The sequence below is a fragment of the Streptomyces caeni genome, from assembly GCF_042678285.1.
Classification (GTDB): Bacteria; Actinomycetota; Actinomycetes; order Streptomycetales; family Streptomycetaceae; genus Streptomyces; species Streptomyces caeni.
Genome location: NZ_JBHUDX010000066.1, coordinates 22,291 through 39,127, shown reverse-complemented (window position 1 = coordinate 39,127; position 16,837 = coordinate 22,291). Strand labels below are relative to the sequence as shown.

Here is a 16,837-nt window from a genome sequence, read left to right as displayed (position 1 = left end):
CTAGGGGGTGTTTTGAAAGTCCCGCACAGCACCCCCGCGGCGCCCGGCACGCTCCCCCAGGCTCTTCGAGCAGGGGGCACCCCCACTCGCCGCACCGGCCGAAACCCCGAGTACGTCCAGTACGAGGGCTTTCGTCCGGCACGCCGAGAGCACGCACCGGACACCGCGGGCACCGCACAGGACTTCCGAAACACCCCCGAGTGCTGAGCTGCGCGGCGCGTCCTGATCTGGGTGAGGTCCAGGTCCAGTCCACCGGGAAGGGGACGTCCACCTTCATCCGCTCACGGAAGATGCCCACGCTCGTGTAGGTGCCGGTCGTGGGCTCCAACTCGAAGGCGTGCACCGCGGCACGGCCCTTCTCGTTCTCGGCGCGCCAGTAGTGGGGGATCCTGGCCCGGGAGTACTTCATGGGCTTGGTCTCGCGGCGCGGGAGACGGAGTCCTCCGAGACGACCTCGACGGCCAGGACGACGGCCTCCGCCGGGAACCGGGTCTGCTCAGGCCCCTTCACCACATCCTCGCACCACGACCACGTCCGGCTCGGGCCTGTTCTGCCTGTCGATATCGACGGTGAACTCGCGTACGACTTCAAGATCCGCGGGAGCCACGGACTGCAGCCGCCGTTCGAAGAAGCTGACAGCACGTGCGTGAAAGAGGGTTTGCGGACCTACGTAGACGAGGCTCCCGTCGATCAGTTCCGTATGCGGAGGCAGATTCGGAAGCCGGTCCAGGTCGTCGGCGGTCCAGCCGTCTACTGGCGGGGTCGGCCAGCTGGACGCGGACGCCTTCGGCGCGACGCTCATCAGTGCTCCCATGGGACGGAGTCTCGCCGGTCCAATCAGACTATCGGGTGCAAACGTGCAGGTCTCCCCATGTACGTGTGAACGGCCCCCTGTGTCATTGACCCGGGTATGCGGGAGCGGCCTGTGGATAACCCCGAGGCTGTCGGCACGGCCCCCTATCGTGGACGCAGTGGTCGAGGGACGGCGTGCGGGGGACGGGCGATGGACGGGACGGGCGGGATGACCGAGGCGGGCGTGAGGCCGGAGCCGGACGAGGGCAGCGAGGCGCTCGCCACGCTGCACCGGGTCTTCGGGTACGAGGCCTTCCGTGGCGAGCAGGAAGCGGTCATCGAACATGTGGTGGCCGGCGGCGACGCGGTCGTGCTCATGCCGACCGGTGGCGGCAAGTCGCTCTGCTACCAGATCCCGGCCCTGGTCAGACCCGGTACGGGCGTGGTGGTCTCCCCGCTGATCGCGCTGATGCAGGACCAGGTGGACGCGCTGCGGGCGCTCGGTGTGCGCGCGGGCTTCGTCAACTCCACGCAGGACTTCGACGAGCGGCGCGGGGTGGAGTCCGAGTTCCTGGCCGGCGAGCTGGACCTGCTGTACCTGGCCCCGGAGCGGCTGCGCCTGGGGCCCACCCTCGATCTGCTCTCGCGCGGCAAGATCTCGGTGTTCGCCATCGACGAGGCGCACTGCGTGTCCCAGTGGGGCCACGACTTCCGCCCCGACTACCTGGCCCTGTCCCTGCTGGGCGAGCGCTGGCCGGACGTCCCCCGGATCGCGCTCACGGCCACGGCGACGCGGGCGACGCACCAGGAGATCACCCAGCGGCTCGGTATGCCGGCGGCGCGGCACTTCGTGGCGAGCTTCGACCGGCCCAACATCCAGTACCGGATCGTCCCGAAGGCCGACCCCAAGAAGCAGTTGCTGTCGTTCCTGCGCGAGGAGCACCCGGGTGACGCGGGCATCGTCTACTGCCTGTCGCGGAACTCGGTGGAGAAGACGGCGGAGTTCCTGACCCGCAACGGTGTCGAGGCGGTGCCGTACCACGCGGGCCTTGACGCGGGCACGCGCGCCTCCCACCAGTCCCGCTTCCTGCGCGAGGACGGCCTGGTCGTGGTCGCGACCATCGCGTTCGGCATGGGCATCGACAAGCCGGACGTACGGTTCGTCGCGCACATGGACCTGCCGAAGTCGATCGAGGGCTACTACCAGGAGACGGGCCGGGCGGGCCGCGACGGACTGCCGTCCACGGCCTGGATGGCGTACGGGCTGAACGACGTCATCCAGCAGCGCAAGCTGATCCAGTCCGGGGAGGGCGACGAGGGGTTCCGCCGCCGCGCCCAGGCGCACCTGGACGCGATGCTGGCCCTGTGCGAGACGGCCCGGTGCCGCCGCGGCCATCTGCTCGCCTACTTCGGCCAGGACCCCGAGGCGGGCGGCTGCGGCTACTGCGACACGTGCCTGGTCCCGCCCGAGACCTGGGACGGGACGATCGCGGCGCAGAAGGTGCTGTCCGCGGTGTGGCGGCTGGACCGGGAGCGGCGGCAGAAGTTCGGCGCGGTGCAGATCGTCGACATCCTGCTGGGGCGGCGCTCGGCCAAGGTGATCCAGTTCGACCACGACCAGCTGTCGGTCTTCGGGATCGGCGAGGAGCTGACCGAGGGCGAATGGCGGGGTGTCATAAGGCAGTTGCTGGCACAGGGGCTGCTCGCGGTCGAGGGTGAGTACGGGACGCTGGTGCTGACCGAGGCGAGCGGGGCCGTGCTGCGGCGGGAGCGCGAGGTCCCGCTGCGCAAGGAGCCGGCCAAGCCGCAGGCGCCCCGGTCGTCGTCGGGCTCCGCCCGGCCCGACCGCAAGGCGAAGGCGGCCGCCGCCGAGCTGTCCCCGGAGCTGCTCCCCGCCTTCGAGGCCCTGCGCGCCTGGCGCGCCGAACAGGCCCGGGAGCAGGGCGTCCCGGCGTACGTCATCTTCCACGACGCCACGCTGCGGGAGATCGTCACCCGCGGGCCCGGCTCGGTGGCGGAGCTGGGCACGGTCAGCGGGGTCGGCGAGAAGAAGCTCGCCACGTACGGCGAAGGGGTGCTCAGGGTGCTGGCGGCCCTGGACGAACCCTCCACGGGCAGCCGGGCCCCGGCGGACGCGGACGCCCCCGCCGGGGCCCGTGGCGGGGCCGACACGGAGCCGGACTGGGACACGGAGCCGGAGCCGGAACCGGACGACTGGTTCTAGGGGGTGTTTCGAAAGTCCTGTGCGGTGCCCGCGGTGTCCGGTGCGTGCTCTCGGCGTGCCGGACGAAAGCCCTCGTACTGGACGTACTCGGGGTTTCGGCCGGTGCGGCGAGTGGGGGTGCCCCCTGCTCGAAGAGCTTGGGGGAGCGTGCCGGGCACCGTGGGTGCTGTGCGGGACTTTCGAAACACCCCCTAGGGCGGCTGGACACCGGAGCGGCGGAGCGGACGACGGGAGGCAGCGCAGCGATGGCCCGGGCCGCCCCGCCGGCCGCTATACCGGCGCGGCTCAGCCCGCGGTGTCCACCGCCGGTGCCACCCGGCCCGTCACCTCGCCGAGCCCCACCCGTGTCCCGTCCGGCCCGGGCGCCCACGCCGTCAGCGTGACCACGTCCCCGTCCTCAAGGAACGTCCGCTTGCCGTCGGGGAGTTCGAGGGGGTCGCGTCCGTTCCACGTCAGTTCGAGGAGCGAGCCGCGCTCGCGCTCCGCCGGGCCGCTCACGGTGCCCGAGCCGTACAGGTCGCCCGTCCGCAGCGATGCCCCGTTCACCGTCATGTGCGCCAGCTGCTGGGCAGCCGTCCAGTACATGGTGGAGAACGGCGGCCGGGAGACGACATGGCCGTTGACCGCGACGGAGATGCGCAGGTCGTAGCCGGCCGGTTCCTCCCGCGTGTCGTCCAGGTACGGCAGCAGCGGATGGGTGCGCTCCGGCGGCGCCACCCGTGCCTCCTCCAGCGCGTCCAGCGGCGTGATCCACGCCGAGACGGACGTGGCGAACGACTTGCCGAGGAACGGCCCCAGCGGCACGTACTCCCACGCCTGGATGTCCCGCGCGGACCAGTCGTTGAGCAGGCAGAGCCCGAACACGTGCTCGCGGAACCCGGACAGCCCCACCGGTCGGCCCAGCCGCGACGGGACCCCCACCACGAATCCCACCTCCGCCTCGATGTCCAGCCGGACGGAGGGGCCGAAGACCGGAGCGGGGTCCGTGGGGGCCTTCCGCTGCCCCTGCGGACGCACGACGTCCGTGCCGGACACCACCACGGTCCCCGAGCGGCCGTGGTAACCGATCGGCAGATGCTTCCAGTTGGGGGTCAGGGAGTCCTCCGCGTCCGGACGGAAGATCCGCCCGACATTGCGGGCGTGGTTCTCGGAGGCGTAGAAGTCGACGTAGTCCGCGACCTCGAAGGGCAGGTGCAGTGTCACCTCGGACAGCGGGCGCATGAGCGGCCCGACCGTCTCCCGGTGGGCGGGCACCGTCACCCATGCCGTCAGCGCCCGGCGCACATCCGACCAGGCGGTGCGGCCGGCAGCCAGCAGCGGGCCCAGGGACGGCCGTGCCAGCAGGGAGGCGTACGGGGAGCCGAGCGCCCTGGCCGCCGCGCCGGCGTCGAGCACATGGTCGCCCAGGCGGACGCCGACGGTGCGCTCGTCGGAGCCTGTGGGGGAGAACACGCCGTAGGGGAGGTTGTGCGGGCCGAAGGGGTCGCCCTCGGGGACATCGAAGGGGGGCATGGGATGCTGCCTCGCTTTCGTGTGCTCCGGGTGGTGCCGTGCACGGTTGTTCCAGGTCGTCGCCGCACACGTTACGGGTGGCCGCCCGTCTTGGGCAGTGTCTAAAGAGTTCGCAATGTCCGAATAGGTCTTGTCAGGGCGGTCAATTCCGGCTTAGCGTCCTTTGGGGGATGCGGGCGGGGTGGGTCCGCTCCGCAAGGGGGACACGTGGGGGGACCCGTGGCCAGGAGCACCGGCAGCGTGCCGCTCGACCCGGACCGCGATGTCCCGGGGCTCATCGTGAAGTTCGGCGACTATCCCCTGCACCACGGCGGGGTCGGTGCCGTCCGCAGCCTGGGCCGGCTCGGCGTGCCGATGTACGCGATCACCGAGGACCGTTACACGCCGGCCGCCGTCTCCCGCTACCTCCGGCGCGCCTTCGTCTGGCCGACCACCGGGACCGAGGAGCCGGAGCGGCTCGTGGAGGGACTGCTGAGCATCGGGCGGCGCATCGGCCGGCCGGCGGTCCTCGTGCCCACCGACGAGGAGGCCGCCGTCGTGATCGCCGAGCACCAGGGCGTCCTCGGCGGCCCCTTCCTGTTCCCGAAGGTGGACGCCGGGCTGCCGCGCCGCCTCGCCAGCAAGCAGGGCCTGCACGAACTGTGCGTGGAACACGGCATCCCCAGCCCCGCGACCGCCTTCCCGCAGTCGTACGACGATATCGTGCGCTTCGCGGACACGGCCCGTTTCCCGCTCGTGGCCAAGAACCGGGAGGCGTTCGTGCGCCGCGAACGCCCCGCCGTGAACGGGACGACCAGGATCACCACCCGTGAGGGCCTCCTCACCCTCGCCCGCGACTGGGGCGAGCACCCCGGCGTGATCCTCCAGGAGTACCTGCCCCGGGAACAGGCCGAGGACTGGATCGTGCACGCGTACTTCGGCCGGGACTCGACCCCCCTCGCCCTGTTCACGGGTGTCAAGGTCCGCTCCTGGCCGCCGCACGCCGGCATGACGGCGAACGCGTACGTCGTCGACAACCCGGAACTCGCGGACCTCGCGGCACGCTTCGTCAAACAGATCGGCTTCACCGGCATCGTCGATCTCGACCTGCGCTTCGACCGGCGCGACGGGCGGTACAAACTGCTCGACTTCAACCCGCGCATGGGCGCCCAGTTCCGGCTCTTCGAGAACGGGGCGGGGGTGGACGTCGTCCGCGCCATGCACCTGGACCTGACCGGCCGGGGGGTTCCGGAGGGCGAACAGCGCGCCGGCCACCGGTACATCGTGGAGAACATCGACCTGCCGGCCCTGATCGCCTACCGCCGCAGCGGCTATACGACGCCGCACGCCCCGGCCCGCGCGAGCGGCATCGAGCTGGCCTGGCTCGCGGGTGACGACCTGCGGCCGTTCCTCACGATGCTCGCGCGCTTCGTGCGGCCGGGCGCGAAGCACCTGTATCAGCTGTGGCGGACCAACCGCCGCGGCAGCGCGGCCGCTCCGGCCGGCCGGCCCGGCCCCGCCACGACGTAGGCACGACGCAGGCACGAAGCAGGCACGAAGCAGGCACGTAGCGTCCTGGGGAGGGACTTCGTGATTCATCCGGTAGCAGTCATCGGTGCCGGGCCGTTCGGCCTGTCCACCGCGGCTCATCTGCGGGCACGGGGCATCCCGGTACGCGTTTTCGGCGAGCCCATGGTGAGCTGGCGCGACCACATGCCCGCGGGCATGCTCCTGAAGTCGACCCCGGCCGCCTCGTCCATCGACACCCCCCAGCGCGGTCACACCCTCGCCGACTACTGCGACGCGGCGGGCGTCCCCCGCCTGGTGACGGACGAGGACATCATCCCGGTGGAGACGTTCATCGGGTACGGGGAGTGGTTCCAGCAGAAGCTGGTGCCCGGACTGGAGCGGGTCCGGGTGGTCTCCGTGGACCGCGGTCAGGGCGGGGGCTTCGAACTCAAGCTGGACTCGGGCGAACTGTTCACCGCGCGGGCCGTCGTCGTGGCGACCGGCCTGTCGGGTCTGGCTCATCTGCCGCCGGAGCTGGCCACCGCGGCGGCGGACGGACCCACGCCGACCGGCCCCCTCTCCCACAGCTCCCAGCACCACGACCTGTCCCGTTTCTCCGGCAGGGACCTGCTGGTCGTCGGTGCGGGCCAGTCGGCGCTGGAGACAGCGGTGCTGGCGGCGGAGGCGGGCGCGCGCGTGCGCGTCGTCTCGCGCGGCCGGGGCCGGGTCGCGTTCGGCGCGCCGCCCTGGAAGCAGCCGAGGCTGCGTCCCGAGTCGCCGTTCGGCCGTGCCTGGTCGCTGTGGGCCCTGAGCTACTACCCGCACCCGTACCGCTTCCTGCCCGCCCGTACCCGCCACTACCTGGTCCGCCGAGTCCTCGGCCCCCTCGGCGCGTGGTGGCTGCGCGACCGCTTCGAGGGCAGGGTGCAGCTACAGGAGATCGCCCGCCTGGTGCGCGCGTCCGCGCCGCACGGCGGCCCGTCCCTGACGGTCCTGACGCACACGGGCCGCACGGTGGAACTGCACGGCGACCATGTGATCGCCGCGACCGGCTACCGCGTGGACATCGCCGCGATGGACTTTCTGGCCCACGAGCTGCGCACGGAACTGGCGGTGAGCCGCGGCACGCCGAAGCTGGGGGCGGGATATGTGTCCTCCGTCCCCGGTCTGTACTTCACGGGCCTTCCGGCGGCGGCCTCGTATGGGCCCGTGATGCGCTTCGTGTGCGGTACGCAGTTCGCGTCGCCGCGGCTGGTGCGGCATCTGGCGGCGGCTCACGGCTGAGTCCTCGCGGTCCTCGTCCGGTTCGGGCCGAGCATGCGGGGGTGTTCCATCCGTATTCTCTGATCATGGCCGCACCCCTCACATATGCACTCATCGCCACCGACCTGGACGGAACCCTGCTGCGTGGTGACGACACGCTCTCCGACCGGTCGAAGGCCGCTCTGGCGCGGGCCGTGGCGTCCGGCGCCCGGCACCTGGTGGTGACGGGGCGTCCGGCGCCCAGGGTGCGGCCGCTGCTCGACGACCTGGGCAGCGAGGGGCTCGCGGTGTGCGGGCAGGGCGCGCAGGTGTACGACGCCGGCGCGGACCGGCTGCTGTTCTCCGTCACCCTGGACCGGGAGTTGGCCGAGACCGCGCTCGGCAAGATCGAGGCCGAGGTGGGGCAGGTCTACGCGGCGGTCGACCAGGACGGGGTGGACGGACTCACGCTCATCGAGCCCGGCTACCGGATGCCGCACCCCACCCTGCCCGCGGTGCGCGTCGAACGGCGCGACGACCTGTGGTGCGAGCCCATCAGCAAGGTGCTGCTGCGCCATCCCACCTTGTCCGACGACGAGTTGGCGGTGGCGGCCCGTGGCGCGATCGGGTCCCTGGCGACGGTCACCATGTCGGGGCCCGGAACCGTCGAACTCCAGCCGTGCGGCATCACCAAGGCGACGGGGCTCGCGCTGGCCGCCGAGCATCTGGGCCTGAGCCCGTCGCGGACCATCGCCTTCGGCGACATGCCCAACGACATCCCCATGTTCGACTGGGCCGCGCACGGCGTCGCCATGGCCAACGCCCACCCCGAACTCAAGGCGGTCGCCGACGAGGTCACCCTGTCCAACGAGGACGACGGCATCGCCGTCGTCCTCGAGAGACTGTTCGGGCTCAGTAGGCGCTGTTGACGTTGTCGATCGAGCCGTACCGGTGGGCCGCGTAGTTGCAGGCGGCCGTGATGTTCGCGACCGGGTCGTAGGGGTCGTACGCCGTGCCGGGCACGTGGTAGGCGCGGAAGGTCGGGTCGATGACCTGCAGGAGGCCCTTGGACGGAATGCCCTTCGTGGCGTTGGAGTCCCAGAGGTTGATGGCCCGCGGGTTGCCCGACGACTCGCGCATCACATTGCGGTAGATCCCCTGGTAGGAACCGGGAATCCCGTGTTTCGCCATGACGGCCAGCGACTGGCGTATCCAGCCGTCGAGGCTGCCGCGGTAGGTCGTGGCCGTCGCCGCTTCGGCGGCGGGTGTGGCGGCCGAGGCACTCGTCGCGCCGACGACGGGAAGGGCGAGCACCGCGGCGGCGGTCGCCGCGACGGCGAGGGTGCGGCGGACGCGGGTGGCCTTGGACCGGTCGTTCCGACGGCGTACGGGCAGGGCGAAAGCGGGCATGTCGTTTTCCTCTCCGGCGCCTGCGAGGTGAGCTGTCGGGTTCGGGCTGGGAGGTGCCCGGCCGTGTCCTCGGTCCCGAGGGCACGGCTTCACCCCAAGCCGTTCCGGCGCGGTGTCCGGCTCGGCGACTTACCTGGGTCCCCCGCTCCTGCCGTCATCGGTGGATGGGCCCTCGAGCGGCGGCAGGATTCGGCGATCCGCTCGGGTCGAGAGGAAGGTATGCGAGGGGAGATGCCCGGAACAAGCAGGAAGTCATCGTCCGGTCGAAATGACCTTGACATTATGCAATGTGGATGTTGATCCGCTTTGAGGTCGGCGGCCAACGCGCCCTTTGTGGAAGGAAAGTTGGCCACATGACCGAAAAGAGTCGCATCGGGGTGGCGTGACCGATTTCACTGGCATCCTCCCCACGCCGAGGAATTCGGTGTTATGGGAAATCGAATGTCAATTCGGGCAAATCGGTCGATGGCTGCCCGCCCGGTGGGAGCTGTTCGCGCCATCGGCGCTCCGAGTGGCGAAGCTCACGGGAAGTGCGGTTCGAATGCCTCCAATTCGGGCATTCCGTCGGAGTGGTGGAGGCGGCCACCGTGCGGGGAATCCTCGTCTCCCATGTCCGGTGGAACACCACCTCGTCCCCGTCCTTGCAGACCACCTCGTCCGAGACGACGAACTCCGTCGCCGTGCAGGCGATCCCGGAGCGCGTCTCCACCCTGGCGTCCCATCCCGTCTCCGGGCGGTGCATCCGGACGGACCGGTCCGAGCGGGCCCGGGCCGTCAACGCGTCCGAGTCCTCGACGGTGTACGTCTCCCGGGCGTCCTCGGTGACCTCGAGACCGTCGGGGTGCACGAGAACACCCTCGCGGCACGGGACGAGTTCGAGGCGCCACTCGCCCTTCGCCACGTCCCGGACCACCAGCCGGGGCGGGCGCGGCCCGTCGGGCACGGCCGGGGAGCTGACGCCCAGCGGCCGGGCGTGCTCCGGTTCCCGAACACGATGGGCGGCCCCGACTGCGCCGTGTGCAGGGGAAGTTCGAGCCGACTGCCGGCCGGGTCCAGGACGAGGCCCGCCTCCGAACCCGGTTGCGGCCACAGCCACGGCCAGTACGCGCAGGACACGGCGAGGCGGATGCGATGGCCGGGTGGGAAGACGTGCCCGACGCAGCCCAGCTCGACCATCACGTCCTCCGTGGCACCCGGGGTCCAGGGACCGTCCGGTCGCGGCCGTGGCGTGCGGACAGGTCCAGTGCGCCGCGGGTGACGAGGGTCGACACCCCGTCGGGTGCCACGTCGCACAGCCGTGCGACCACCTGGCCGCACGGCACCGGGCAGGTCAGCCGCAACCGCACTCGGTCGGCCGGGAGGCGCTCCGGGAGTGCGAGCACGGTGTCCCGGTACGGGTCGTGCCGGCCACCCACCGCGAGCACGGCGGCCCGGAGCGTGCCGGGGGTCGCGGGGTGGGCGCCGTCGCCGTCGAGTCCGTGGGCGCCGTGCCTGCCGACCCGCGCGGGTGCGGGCGGGAGGGCGGAGGGACTCCGGGCGCCTGATCCAGCCGTCGCGCCACACCGTGCCCGCATACCGGGGGTCCGGTGGCCGGGCCGCGAGGGCGAGCATCGCCGCCTCCCGGGCGTGGGCGCCGCCGGTGAGGGCGGAGCCGCCGGGGTGGCCCACGTCGTCGTACGGGTCGTCCGCGGCGCAGACCGCCACGACCGCCTTGAGCGGTTCGGGAGCGAGGGCCGCGATCCGGAGGGCGGCGGAGCCGCCCCGGGAGACGCCGAACATGCCCACGTGCCCGTCGCACCACGGCTGTGCGGCGAGCCGTTCGACGACCTCGACGCCGTCCTGCAGCCCGGTCGCCCCGTCGGCGTCGGCGGGCAGGCCGTCCGAGTTGCCGTACCCGCGGGCGTCCACGCGCACGGAGGCGTAGCCGTGGCCCGCGTAATAGGGGTGGCGCTGGTGGTCGCGGGCGGCGGTCGCGTCGGTGAGACGGCCCGGGAGGTATTCGAGCAGGGCCGGGAAGGCCCCCTCGGTGAGCGGACGCCATGCGCGCGCGTACAGACGGGTGCCGTCCTGGAGCGGGATCCAGAAGTCGTCGTGGGCCGTCTCGTGGGGGAAGGCCGTACGGATGCGCATGTGCCTGACCTCGGAATGCGGAGCGCAGCACAAAAAGGTGCACTTCGGGTATATCGATAAATATGTATTCGTATGGCCCGATCAAGAACTTACCGTTCGTGATCCGATACCGCCCGGCCTGGAACAGCGGGCGCTCGCGGTGATCGAAACCTGACCGGATACGCTGACTTGAGTGATGGCAGCGACAGATCGACAAACGCGATGAGCCGAGTCGACCGGCGACGTCATCGACCCAGTGACCGTCCTTGAGACCGACCGTGTGATCGTCAGCAGACGTCAGCAGACAGGAGACCCCACGTGACCGTCGTCGGGCCGTTCGGGCTGAGCGTGCGGGACCAGGCTCTGGAAGCCGATGTCCAGGCCGGATTGGCCGCTGTCGAGGAAGGGCTGCTCGACGCCACCAAGAGCGAGGTGCCCTTCATCACGCAGGCCGCACAGCATCTCGTGCGCGCGGGCGGGAAGCGGTTCCGGCCGCTGCTCGTGATGCTCGCGGCCCAGTTCGGCGACCCGTACGCGCCAGGGATCGTCCCCTCGGCCGTGGTCGTCGAACTGACCCACCTCGCCACCCTCTACCACGACGACGTGATGGACGAGGCCGAGGTGCGGCGCGGGGTGGACAGCGCGAACACCCGCTGGGGCAACTCGGTCGCCGTCCTCACCGGTGACTTCCTGTTCGCGCGGGCCTCGCACATCCTGGCCGACCTCGGCCCGGAGGCCGTCCGCATCCAGGCGGAGGCGTTCGAGCGGCTGGTCACGGGCCAGATCCTGGAGACGGCGGGACCACGGGACGGCCGCGACCCCGTGGAGCACTACCTGGACGTGCTGAGCGGCAAGACGGGCTCGCTGGTGGCCGTGGCGTGCCGCTTCGGGGCGATGATGTCGGGCGCCGACGAGACCGTCGTGGATGTGCTCACGCAGTACGGCGAGCGGCTGGGCGTGGCGTTCCAGCTCGCCGACGACGTCCTGGACATCGCGTCGGACTCGCACGAGTCCGGAAAGACCCCGGGGACCGACCTGCGCGAGGGCATCGCCACCCTGCCCGTCCTGCGCCTGCGCGAGCGTGCGGAGCGCCTGGGGCTGCCCGAGGACGCCGCCCTGTGCGAGCTCCTGGACTCGGACCTCACGGACGACGCCCGGCACGCCGAGGCGCTCTCCCGCCTGCGCGTCCACCCGGCGCTGGAGCAGGCCCGCCGCGACACGATCCGCTACGCGGAGGACGCGCGCGCGGCCCTCGCGCCGCTGCCCGAGTGCGGCGCTAAGGCGGCCCTGACGGAAATGTGCGACGCGGTGGTGCACCGGGCCGGCTGAGACCGGCCGGCGGGCCACCCGGCGCCGCCGGGAATATGACCTGGATTACTTCTCCGGAGTGAATCCGGCGTCGGATGCCTTCCGTACCCCTGCCCGAAAGCCGGCACAGGGGTGCCGGCTGCGGAACGGGGCGGCCACCGCGACACCGTCTCGGTGGCCGTCACCCGGCGCCGCACCGGACGGCCCACCGCGCTCCACCTCCACGAGGGCCCGAAGGCGTCGACGGCGGCGTGCGGACCGACTTCACCCGGCTTCCGGACAAGGGCGCACGGGGCCATACCGCCGTCGGCAGCGTGAAGGTCGAGGACGCCATCCCGGCACGCCGCAGCGGGTCACCCCCGACGGCAGCGACGTCACCGGCACGGTCCTGGCCAGGACTCCGAACGGCGACACGGACATCCCCGAGCTCGACCTGAAGGCCATCCGGCCCGTCGGGCGCCACGGCCTGCTCGCGGACACCGCCGAGATCCTGCGCCTGAACACGGTCGGCGGTGTCGCCCCGGCCGGCTCCTGCACGCCCGGCACGATCGCCGGTGACCCCTACCGGGCGGACTGCGTCTTCGTGCGGTGCTGAACCAGGAGTTCGCGCACCCGGGAGACTCAGGAGCCCCCGAAAGTCCCCTGGGCGGCGCCCCCTGACGACCCCTACGGGTCGGTCGAGGCTCCGCCCCGCCATGTCATACCCCAGCAGTACGCCGAGTTGGGCCCGCGGTCTGACGCTTCCCCGCAGCCGTTTTGGTCAGATTGAGGCAGTGGCCTTCCCGGGGAGACCCCCGGGGCCCCACCTGACAGGAGTTCGGGTGACAATGGCGGCACAGGGGTGGACGAGTGCACTGACGGTAGGCCGCCGCCGACGACGGAGGTAAGGCAGACATGGCACCGTACGAATCCGACGACAACGCACCCGCCGGGGAGGCGGATGACGTACGCGACGGGCGGCGCAAGGCCGCGCGGTACGTCGTCCCGGTCGCGGTGGTGGGGGTGGCGGCGGCGACCATCGGGCTTGTCCCGGCGTTCGCCGGATCCGGCGACCCCGACCTGCCGAAGATCAGCGCGCAGCAGCTCATCGAGAAGATCGCCGCGTCGGACGTCCAGCAGATGTCCGGCACGGTGAAGATCAGCACGGACCTGGGCCTGCCCGACCTGGGAGGTCTGGAGAACAGCATCACCTCGGGCGCCCTCTCACGGGGCACCGGGGTCGGCGGCAAGGACGGCTTGGCCGCCGACCCGGGCTCCAAGCTGCTCGAACTGGCCTCCGGGACCCACACGCTGCGCGTCGCCACGGACGGCCAGGACAAGCAGAAGCTCTCCCTCATCGAGAAGGCCGCCGAGTACAGCATCATCCGCAACGGCACCGACATGTGGGCGTACGACAGCGCGTCCAACGAGGCGTATCACGCGACCGGCGCGGCCGCGGGCAAGCACGAGCGGACGACACCCCGGGACATGCCGGCCACCCCCGGGGGCCTGGCCGAGCAGGCACTGAAGGCCAGCGACAAGACGACCTCCGTGACGGTCGACGGCACGGCCCAGGTCGCGGGCCGGGACGCGTACAAGCTGCTCATCAGGCCGAAGCAGTCGGGCACCACGGTCGGTGCGATCAGCATCGCGGTGGACGCGAGGACAGGGATGCCGCTGAAGTTCACGCTGACCCCGGCGGCGGGCGGCGCGGCCGTCGTGGACGTGGGCTTCACCGAGGTCTCCTTCGCCAGGCCGGCCGCGTCGACGTTCGACTTCACGCCGCCCAAGGGCACGAAGGTCACCCAGGGGGACGACCTGCGGGCCGAGCGGGGGACCGGGTGGAACGGCGGGGACGAGGCCGGACCCGAGGGACTGCACAACGGCCTGCCCAAGGGGCTGCCCAAGGACATGGGGAAGCCGGTCCCGGGCACCGGGTCCAAGACCATCGGCGAGGGCTGGAACACGATCGTCGTCCTCGACGGCGGCGGCAAGGGCGGGATGCCCGCGGGCGGCCCGGCGTCCGGCGGCAGCGCGGTCTCCGGCTTCCTCGGCTCCCTCGGCGACCACGTCAAGGGCAAGTTCGGCTCGGGCACCGTGTTCTCGACCCGCCTGGTCAACGCCCTGATCACGGACGACGGCAAGGTGTACGCCGGCGCGGTCACCAAGGACGCGCTGGTGAAGGCGGCGAACGCGGGGAAGTAGGTCCCGCGCGGACGGCACGAGCAGGAGAGCCCATGGAGGAACTGTCCGCCGCGGAAGCGGAGCCGGAGGACGCGGAGACTGCGGCGAGCGACCCGGAATCCCCGGTCATCGCCACCCGCGCCCTCACCAAGCGCTACCGCGGCGGACAGCTCGCCGTGGACGGACTCGACCTGACCGTTCCGGCGGGCAGCGTCTTCGGCTTCCTCGGGCCGAACGGCTCCGGCAAGACCACCACCATCCGCATGCTGATGGGCCTGATCGAACCCACCTCGGGCACGGCACGCGTCCTGGGCCGGCCCATGCCGCGGGCCTCGCGCGCCGTGCTCCCGCACGTCGGCGCCCTCATCGAGGGCCCGGCTCCGTACGGCTTCCTCTCCGGCCGCGACAACCTCCTGCGGTACGACTCCGCCGATCCCACCGCCGATCCCCGCACCCGGAGCGCACGCGTCGCCGCCGCGCTGGACCGGGTCGGCCTCACGGCAGCGGGCGGCAAGAAGGCGAAGGCGTACTCGCTGGGCATGAAGCAGCGCCTCGGGCTCGCTGCGGCGCTGCTGCGGCCCCGCAGGCTCCTGGTCCTCGACGAGCCCACCAACGGCCTGGACCCGCAGGGCATGCGTGAAATCCGCTCCCTGGTCAGGGAGCTGGCGTCCGACGGCACGACCGTCTTCCTCTCCTCCCACCTGCTCGACGAGATCGAGCAGGTGTGCACGCACGCCGCTGTCATGGCCCGTGGCCGGCTGATCACCCAGGGCGCGGTGAGGGACCTGGCGGCCGGTGCGCGCGGACGTCTCGTGGTGACCACCCCGGACGTGACCGACGCGGCCCGAGTACTGAAGGAACAGGGCGTGGCCGACGTCACCGTGGCGGAGGGCCGGGTGACGGGCGAACCGCCGGAGCGTGAACTGGCCGACGTGAACGCCGCACTGGTCACCGCCGGCGTCCGGGTCCGCGGCTTCGGAGTCGAGCGCGCTTCCCTGGAGGACGCGTTCGTGGCGCTGACGGGAGAGGGTTTCGATGTCGCGGGCTGAGGGTGCCGGGCGGGCCGAGCAGGCCGTGTCGGGGGCCGGCGGGACCGCGCCGGGCCGGACCGGGGCGCCCCCGACCGGAGCGTACCGGCGTCCGAACCCGCTGTGGACCTTCGGGCTGCTGCGCAGCGAGCTGGTGACCGTCTTCCGGCGCTGGCGCACGCTCGCGCTGCTCGCCGTCCTGGCGGCCGTGCCGGTCCTCGTCGGAGTAGCGGTCAAGATCGAGACGAGTGACGGCTCCGGCGTCGGCGGGGGACGGAGCGGCGGCGGGCCGGCCTTCATCACCCAGGTCACCAACAACGGGCTGTTCCTGGTCTTCACGGCGCTCGCCGCGACGCTCCCGTTCTTCCTGCCGATGGCGATCGGCGTCGTCGCGGGCGACGCGATCGCGGGCGAGGCGAACGCGGGCACGCTCCGCTACCTCCTGGTGGCCCCCGCCGGCCGCACCCGGCTGCTGCTCACCAAGTACGCGACGACCATGGTCTTCTGCCTCGTCGCCACCCTCGTCGTGGCCCTCTCGGCGCTCGCGGTGGGCGCGCTGCTCTTCCCCCTGGGCGACCTGACGACGATCTCGGGCACGCGCATCGGCTTCGCCGACGGCCTGGGCCGGGCCCTGCTGATCGCTCTGGCCGTCGCCGCGTCCCTGATCGGCGTGGCGGCCCTGGGGCTGTTCGTCTCGACCCTCACCAACAGCGGCATCGCGGCGATGGCGACGACGGTCGGCCTGCTGATCACGGTCCAGATCCTCGACCAGATCCCGCAACTGCACGCGCTCCAGCCGTACTTCTTCTCGCACTACTGGCTGTCGTTCGCGGATCTCATGCGCGACCCGGTCTACTGGGACGACCTCGTCCACAACCTGGGCCTGCAGGCCCTGTACGCGGCGGTCTTCGGCTCGGCGGCGTGGGCGCGGTTCACCACGAAGGACATCACGGCGTAGGACCGGACGCGGCGGCCTCGCAGGGGAACCGCGCGAGCCCCCGCGGCCGCCCGGCGAAGAACGTCTCGGCGCGTGTCAGGGCCTCCGTGTCCCCCGGCACGTCGCCGGGCCCGCTGCCGTTGCCGAGCAGGACCCCGCCGAAGCGCATCTTCATGTACGCGGCGGAGTTGTTGAGCGTGCCGACCAGCGGATCGGCGACCGACGGTTCCTCGTCGGCGAGGACGGTGACTCCCCAGAGCGTGCGCCCGGCCAGGGCCGCCCTGAAGCCGAGGCCGGGGTGCGCAGCCAGGCCGACCAGTGGTCCAGGTAGCGCCTGGTGCGGGAGGACACCGAGTACCGGTACAGCGGCGAGGCGATCACGACGCCGGTGGCGGCCAGGGTGGCGTCCAGGAGCGTCGCGAGGCTCCCCTCCCCGGACCGTCGGTGATCCGCGTCGTGCCGCAGGTCGGCGAAGTCGGGGAGGGGGTGCCCGGCGAGCGCGATCCACCGCTGTGGGACGCCGGAGGTCAGCTGCTCGGCGGCCCGGCAGCTCGGCGTCGCCGTTGCTGCGGGCGCTTCCGAGGACGAAGAGGAAGCGACGGCTCATGGGTTCCCAGGGTGCCG

The 16,837-nt window shown here is 71.9% G+C and carries 11 protein-coding genes, 3 pseudogenes and 1 riboswitch; of the genes and pseudogenes, 9 read left to right on the top strand and 5 right to left on the bottom strand.

What is annotated here, in order from left to right; genetic code table 11:
- Positions 1 to 211: 211 nt before the first annotated feature.
- A pseudogene (locus tag ACFSL4_RS23155) lies at positions 212 to 802 on the bottom strand (Uma2 family endonuclease); the annotation flags it as partial.
- Between the two features lie 201 nt (positions 803 to 1,003).
- Here ACFSL4_RS23155 and recQ point away from each other — a divergent pair.
- Complete coding sequence (gene recQ, locus ACFSL4_RS23150) at positions 1,004 to 3,016, top strand: DNA helicase RecQ (protein ID WP_381086145.1); 2,013 nt, start codon at positions 1,004 to 1,006, stop codon at positions 3,014 to 3,016.
- Between the two features lie 285 nt (positions 3,017 to 3,301).
- Here recQ and fahA read toward each other — a convergent pair whose 3' ends face one another.
- Positions 3,302 to 4,528: a fumarylacetoacetase gene (gene fahA, locus ACFSL4_RS23145; protein ID WP_381086142.1), complete on the bottom strand. Its 1,227-nt coding sequence runs from the start codon at positions 4,526 to 4,528 to the stop codon at positions 3,302 to 3,304.
- Positions 4,529 to 4,747: 219 nt separating this feature from the next.
- On the opposite strand from fahA, the gene ACFSL4_RS23140 reads away from it, so the two are divergent.
- The 3 genes from ACFSL4_RS23140 to ACFSL4_RS23130 all read left to right on the top strand — a co-directional run bounded on the left by ACFSL4_RS23140 (position 4,748) and on the right by ACFSL4_RS23130 (position 8,187).
- A complete protein-coding gene (locus tag ACFSL4_RS23140) occupies positions 4,748 to 6,037 on the top strand; it encodes a carboxylate--amine ligase (RefSeq protein WP_381086139.1) in 1,290 nt (429 codons plus the stop codon).
- 60 nt (positions 6,038 to 6,097) lie between these two features.
- Positions 6,098 to 7,300 (top strand): NAD(P)-binding domain-containing protein, encoded by a 1,203-nt coding sequence (locus ACFSL4_RS23135; protein ID WP_381086136.1) that lies wholly within the window; start codon positions 6,098 to 6,100, stop codon positions 7,298 to 7,300.
- A 65-nt stretch (positions 7,301 to 7,365) separates the two neighbouring features.
- Complete coding sequence (locus ACFSL4_RS23130; RefSeq protein ID WP_381086133.1) at positions 7,366 to 8,187, top strand: HAD family hydrolase; 822 nt, start codon at positions 7,366 to 7,368, stop codon at positions 8,185 to 8,187.
- Here the strand turns inward: ACFSL4_RS23130 and ACFSL4_RS23125 are convergent.
- Both ACFSL4_RS23125 and ACFSL4_RS23120 read right to left on the bottom strand, forming a co-directional pair.
- Positions 8,171 to 8,668, bottom strand: coding sequence for a transglycosylase SLT domain-containing protein (locus ACFSL4_RS23125; protein WP_381086130.1), 498 nt, complete (start codon positions 8,666 to 8,668; stop codon positions 8,171 to 8,173). The genes ACFSL4_RS23130 and ACFSL4_RS23125 overlap by 17 nt on opposite strands.
- A gap of 2 nt (positions 8,669 to 8,670) precedes the next feature.
- Positions 8,671 to 8,841, bottom strand: a riboswitch (cyclic di-AMP (ydaO/yuaA leader).
- Positions 8,842 to 9,254: 413 nt separating this feature from the next.
- Positions 9,255 to 10,798 (bottom strand): annotated as a pseudogene (locus tag ACFSL4_RS23120) (CocE/NonD family hydrolase); the annotation flags it as partial.
- Positions 10,799 to 11,095: 297 nt separating this feature from the next.
- Between ACFSL4_RS23120 and ACFSL4_RS23115 the strand changes: the two are divergent.
- From ACFSL4_RS23115 to ACFSL4_RS23095, 5 genes are all read left to right on the top strand, one after another.
- A complete protein-coding gene (locus ACFSL4_RS23115; RefSeq protein WP_381086127.1) occupies positions 11,096 to 12,106 on the top strand; it encodes a polyprenyl synthetase family protein in 1,011 nt (336 codons plus the stop codon).
- Positions 12,107 to 12,164: 58 nt separating this feature from the next.
- Positions 12,165 to 12,680 carry a DUF3455 domain-containing protein gene (locus ACFSL4_RS23110; protein WP_381086124.1) on the top strand — a complete coding sequence of 172 codons (516 nt, stop codon included), beginning with the start codon at positions 12,165 to 12,167 and terminating at the stop codon, positions 12,678 to 12,680.
- Positions 12,681 to 12,979: 299 nt separating this feature from the next.
- Positions 12,980 to 14,269 (top strand): LolA family protein, encoded by a 1,290-nt coding sequence (locus ACFSL4_RS23105; RefSeq protein ID WP_381086121.1) that lies wholly within the window; start codon positions 12,980 to 12,982, stop codon positions 14,267 to 14,269.
- A gap of 32 nt (positions 14,270 to 14,301) precedes the next feature.
- Positions 14,302 to 15,297, top strand: a complete 996-nt coding sequence (locus ACFSL4_RS23100; RefSeq protein WP_381086118.1) for an ABC transporter ATP-binding protein — start codon at positions 14,302 to 14,304, stop codon at positions 15,295 to 15,297.
- Complete coding sequence (locus ACFSL4_RS23095; protein ID WP_381086115.1) at positions 15,284 to 16,234, top strand: ABC transporter permease; 951 nt, start codon at positions 15,284 to 15,286, stop codon at positions 16,232 to 16,234. Before ACFSL4_RS23100 ends, ACFSL4_RS23095 begins: the two co-directional genes overlap by 14 nt.
- Here the strand turns inward: ACFSL4_RS23095 and ACFSL4_RS23090 are convergent.
- Positions 16,224 to 16,820 (bottom strand): annotated as a pseudogene (locus ACFSL4_RS23090) (flavodoxin family protein). The gene ACFSL4_RS23095 and the pseudogene ACFSL4_RS23090 overlap by 11 nt on opposite strands.
- Between the last annotated feature and the right edge of the window lie 17 nt (positions 16,821 to 16,837).

Bases quoted from the DNA above. Each gene is read 5' to 3' on its own strand.
- recQ (WP_381086145.1), top strand. From the start codon at position 1,004: ATGGACGGGACGGGCGGGATGACCGAGGCGGGCGTGAGGCCGGAGCCG.
- ACFSL4_RS23100 (WP_381086118.1), top strand. From the start codon at position 14,302: ATGGAGGAACTGTCCGCCGCGGAAGCGGAGCCGGAGGACGCGGAGACT.
- ACFSL4_RS23125 (WP_381086130.1), bottom strand. From the start codon at position 8,668: ATGCCCGCTTTCGCCCTGCCCGTACGCCGTCGGAACGACCGGTCCAAG.
- ACFSL4_RS23095 (WP_381086115.1), top strand. From the start codon at position 15,284: ATGTCGCGGGCTGAGGGTGCCGGGCGGGCCGAGCAGGCCGTGTCGGGG.
- fahA (WP_381086142.1), bottom strand. From the start codon at position 4,528: ATGCCCCCCTTCGATGTCCCCGAGGGCGACCCCTTCGGCCCGCACAAC.
- ACFSL4_RS23130 (WP_381086133.1), top strand. From the start codon at position 7,366: ATGGCCGCACCCCTCACATATGCACTCATCGCCACCGACCTGGACGGA.
- ACFSL4_RS23105 (WP_381086121.1), top strand. From the start codon at position 12,980: ATGGCACCGTACGAATCCGACGACAACGCACCCGCCGGGGAGGCGGAT.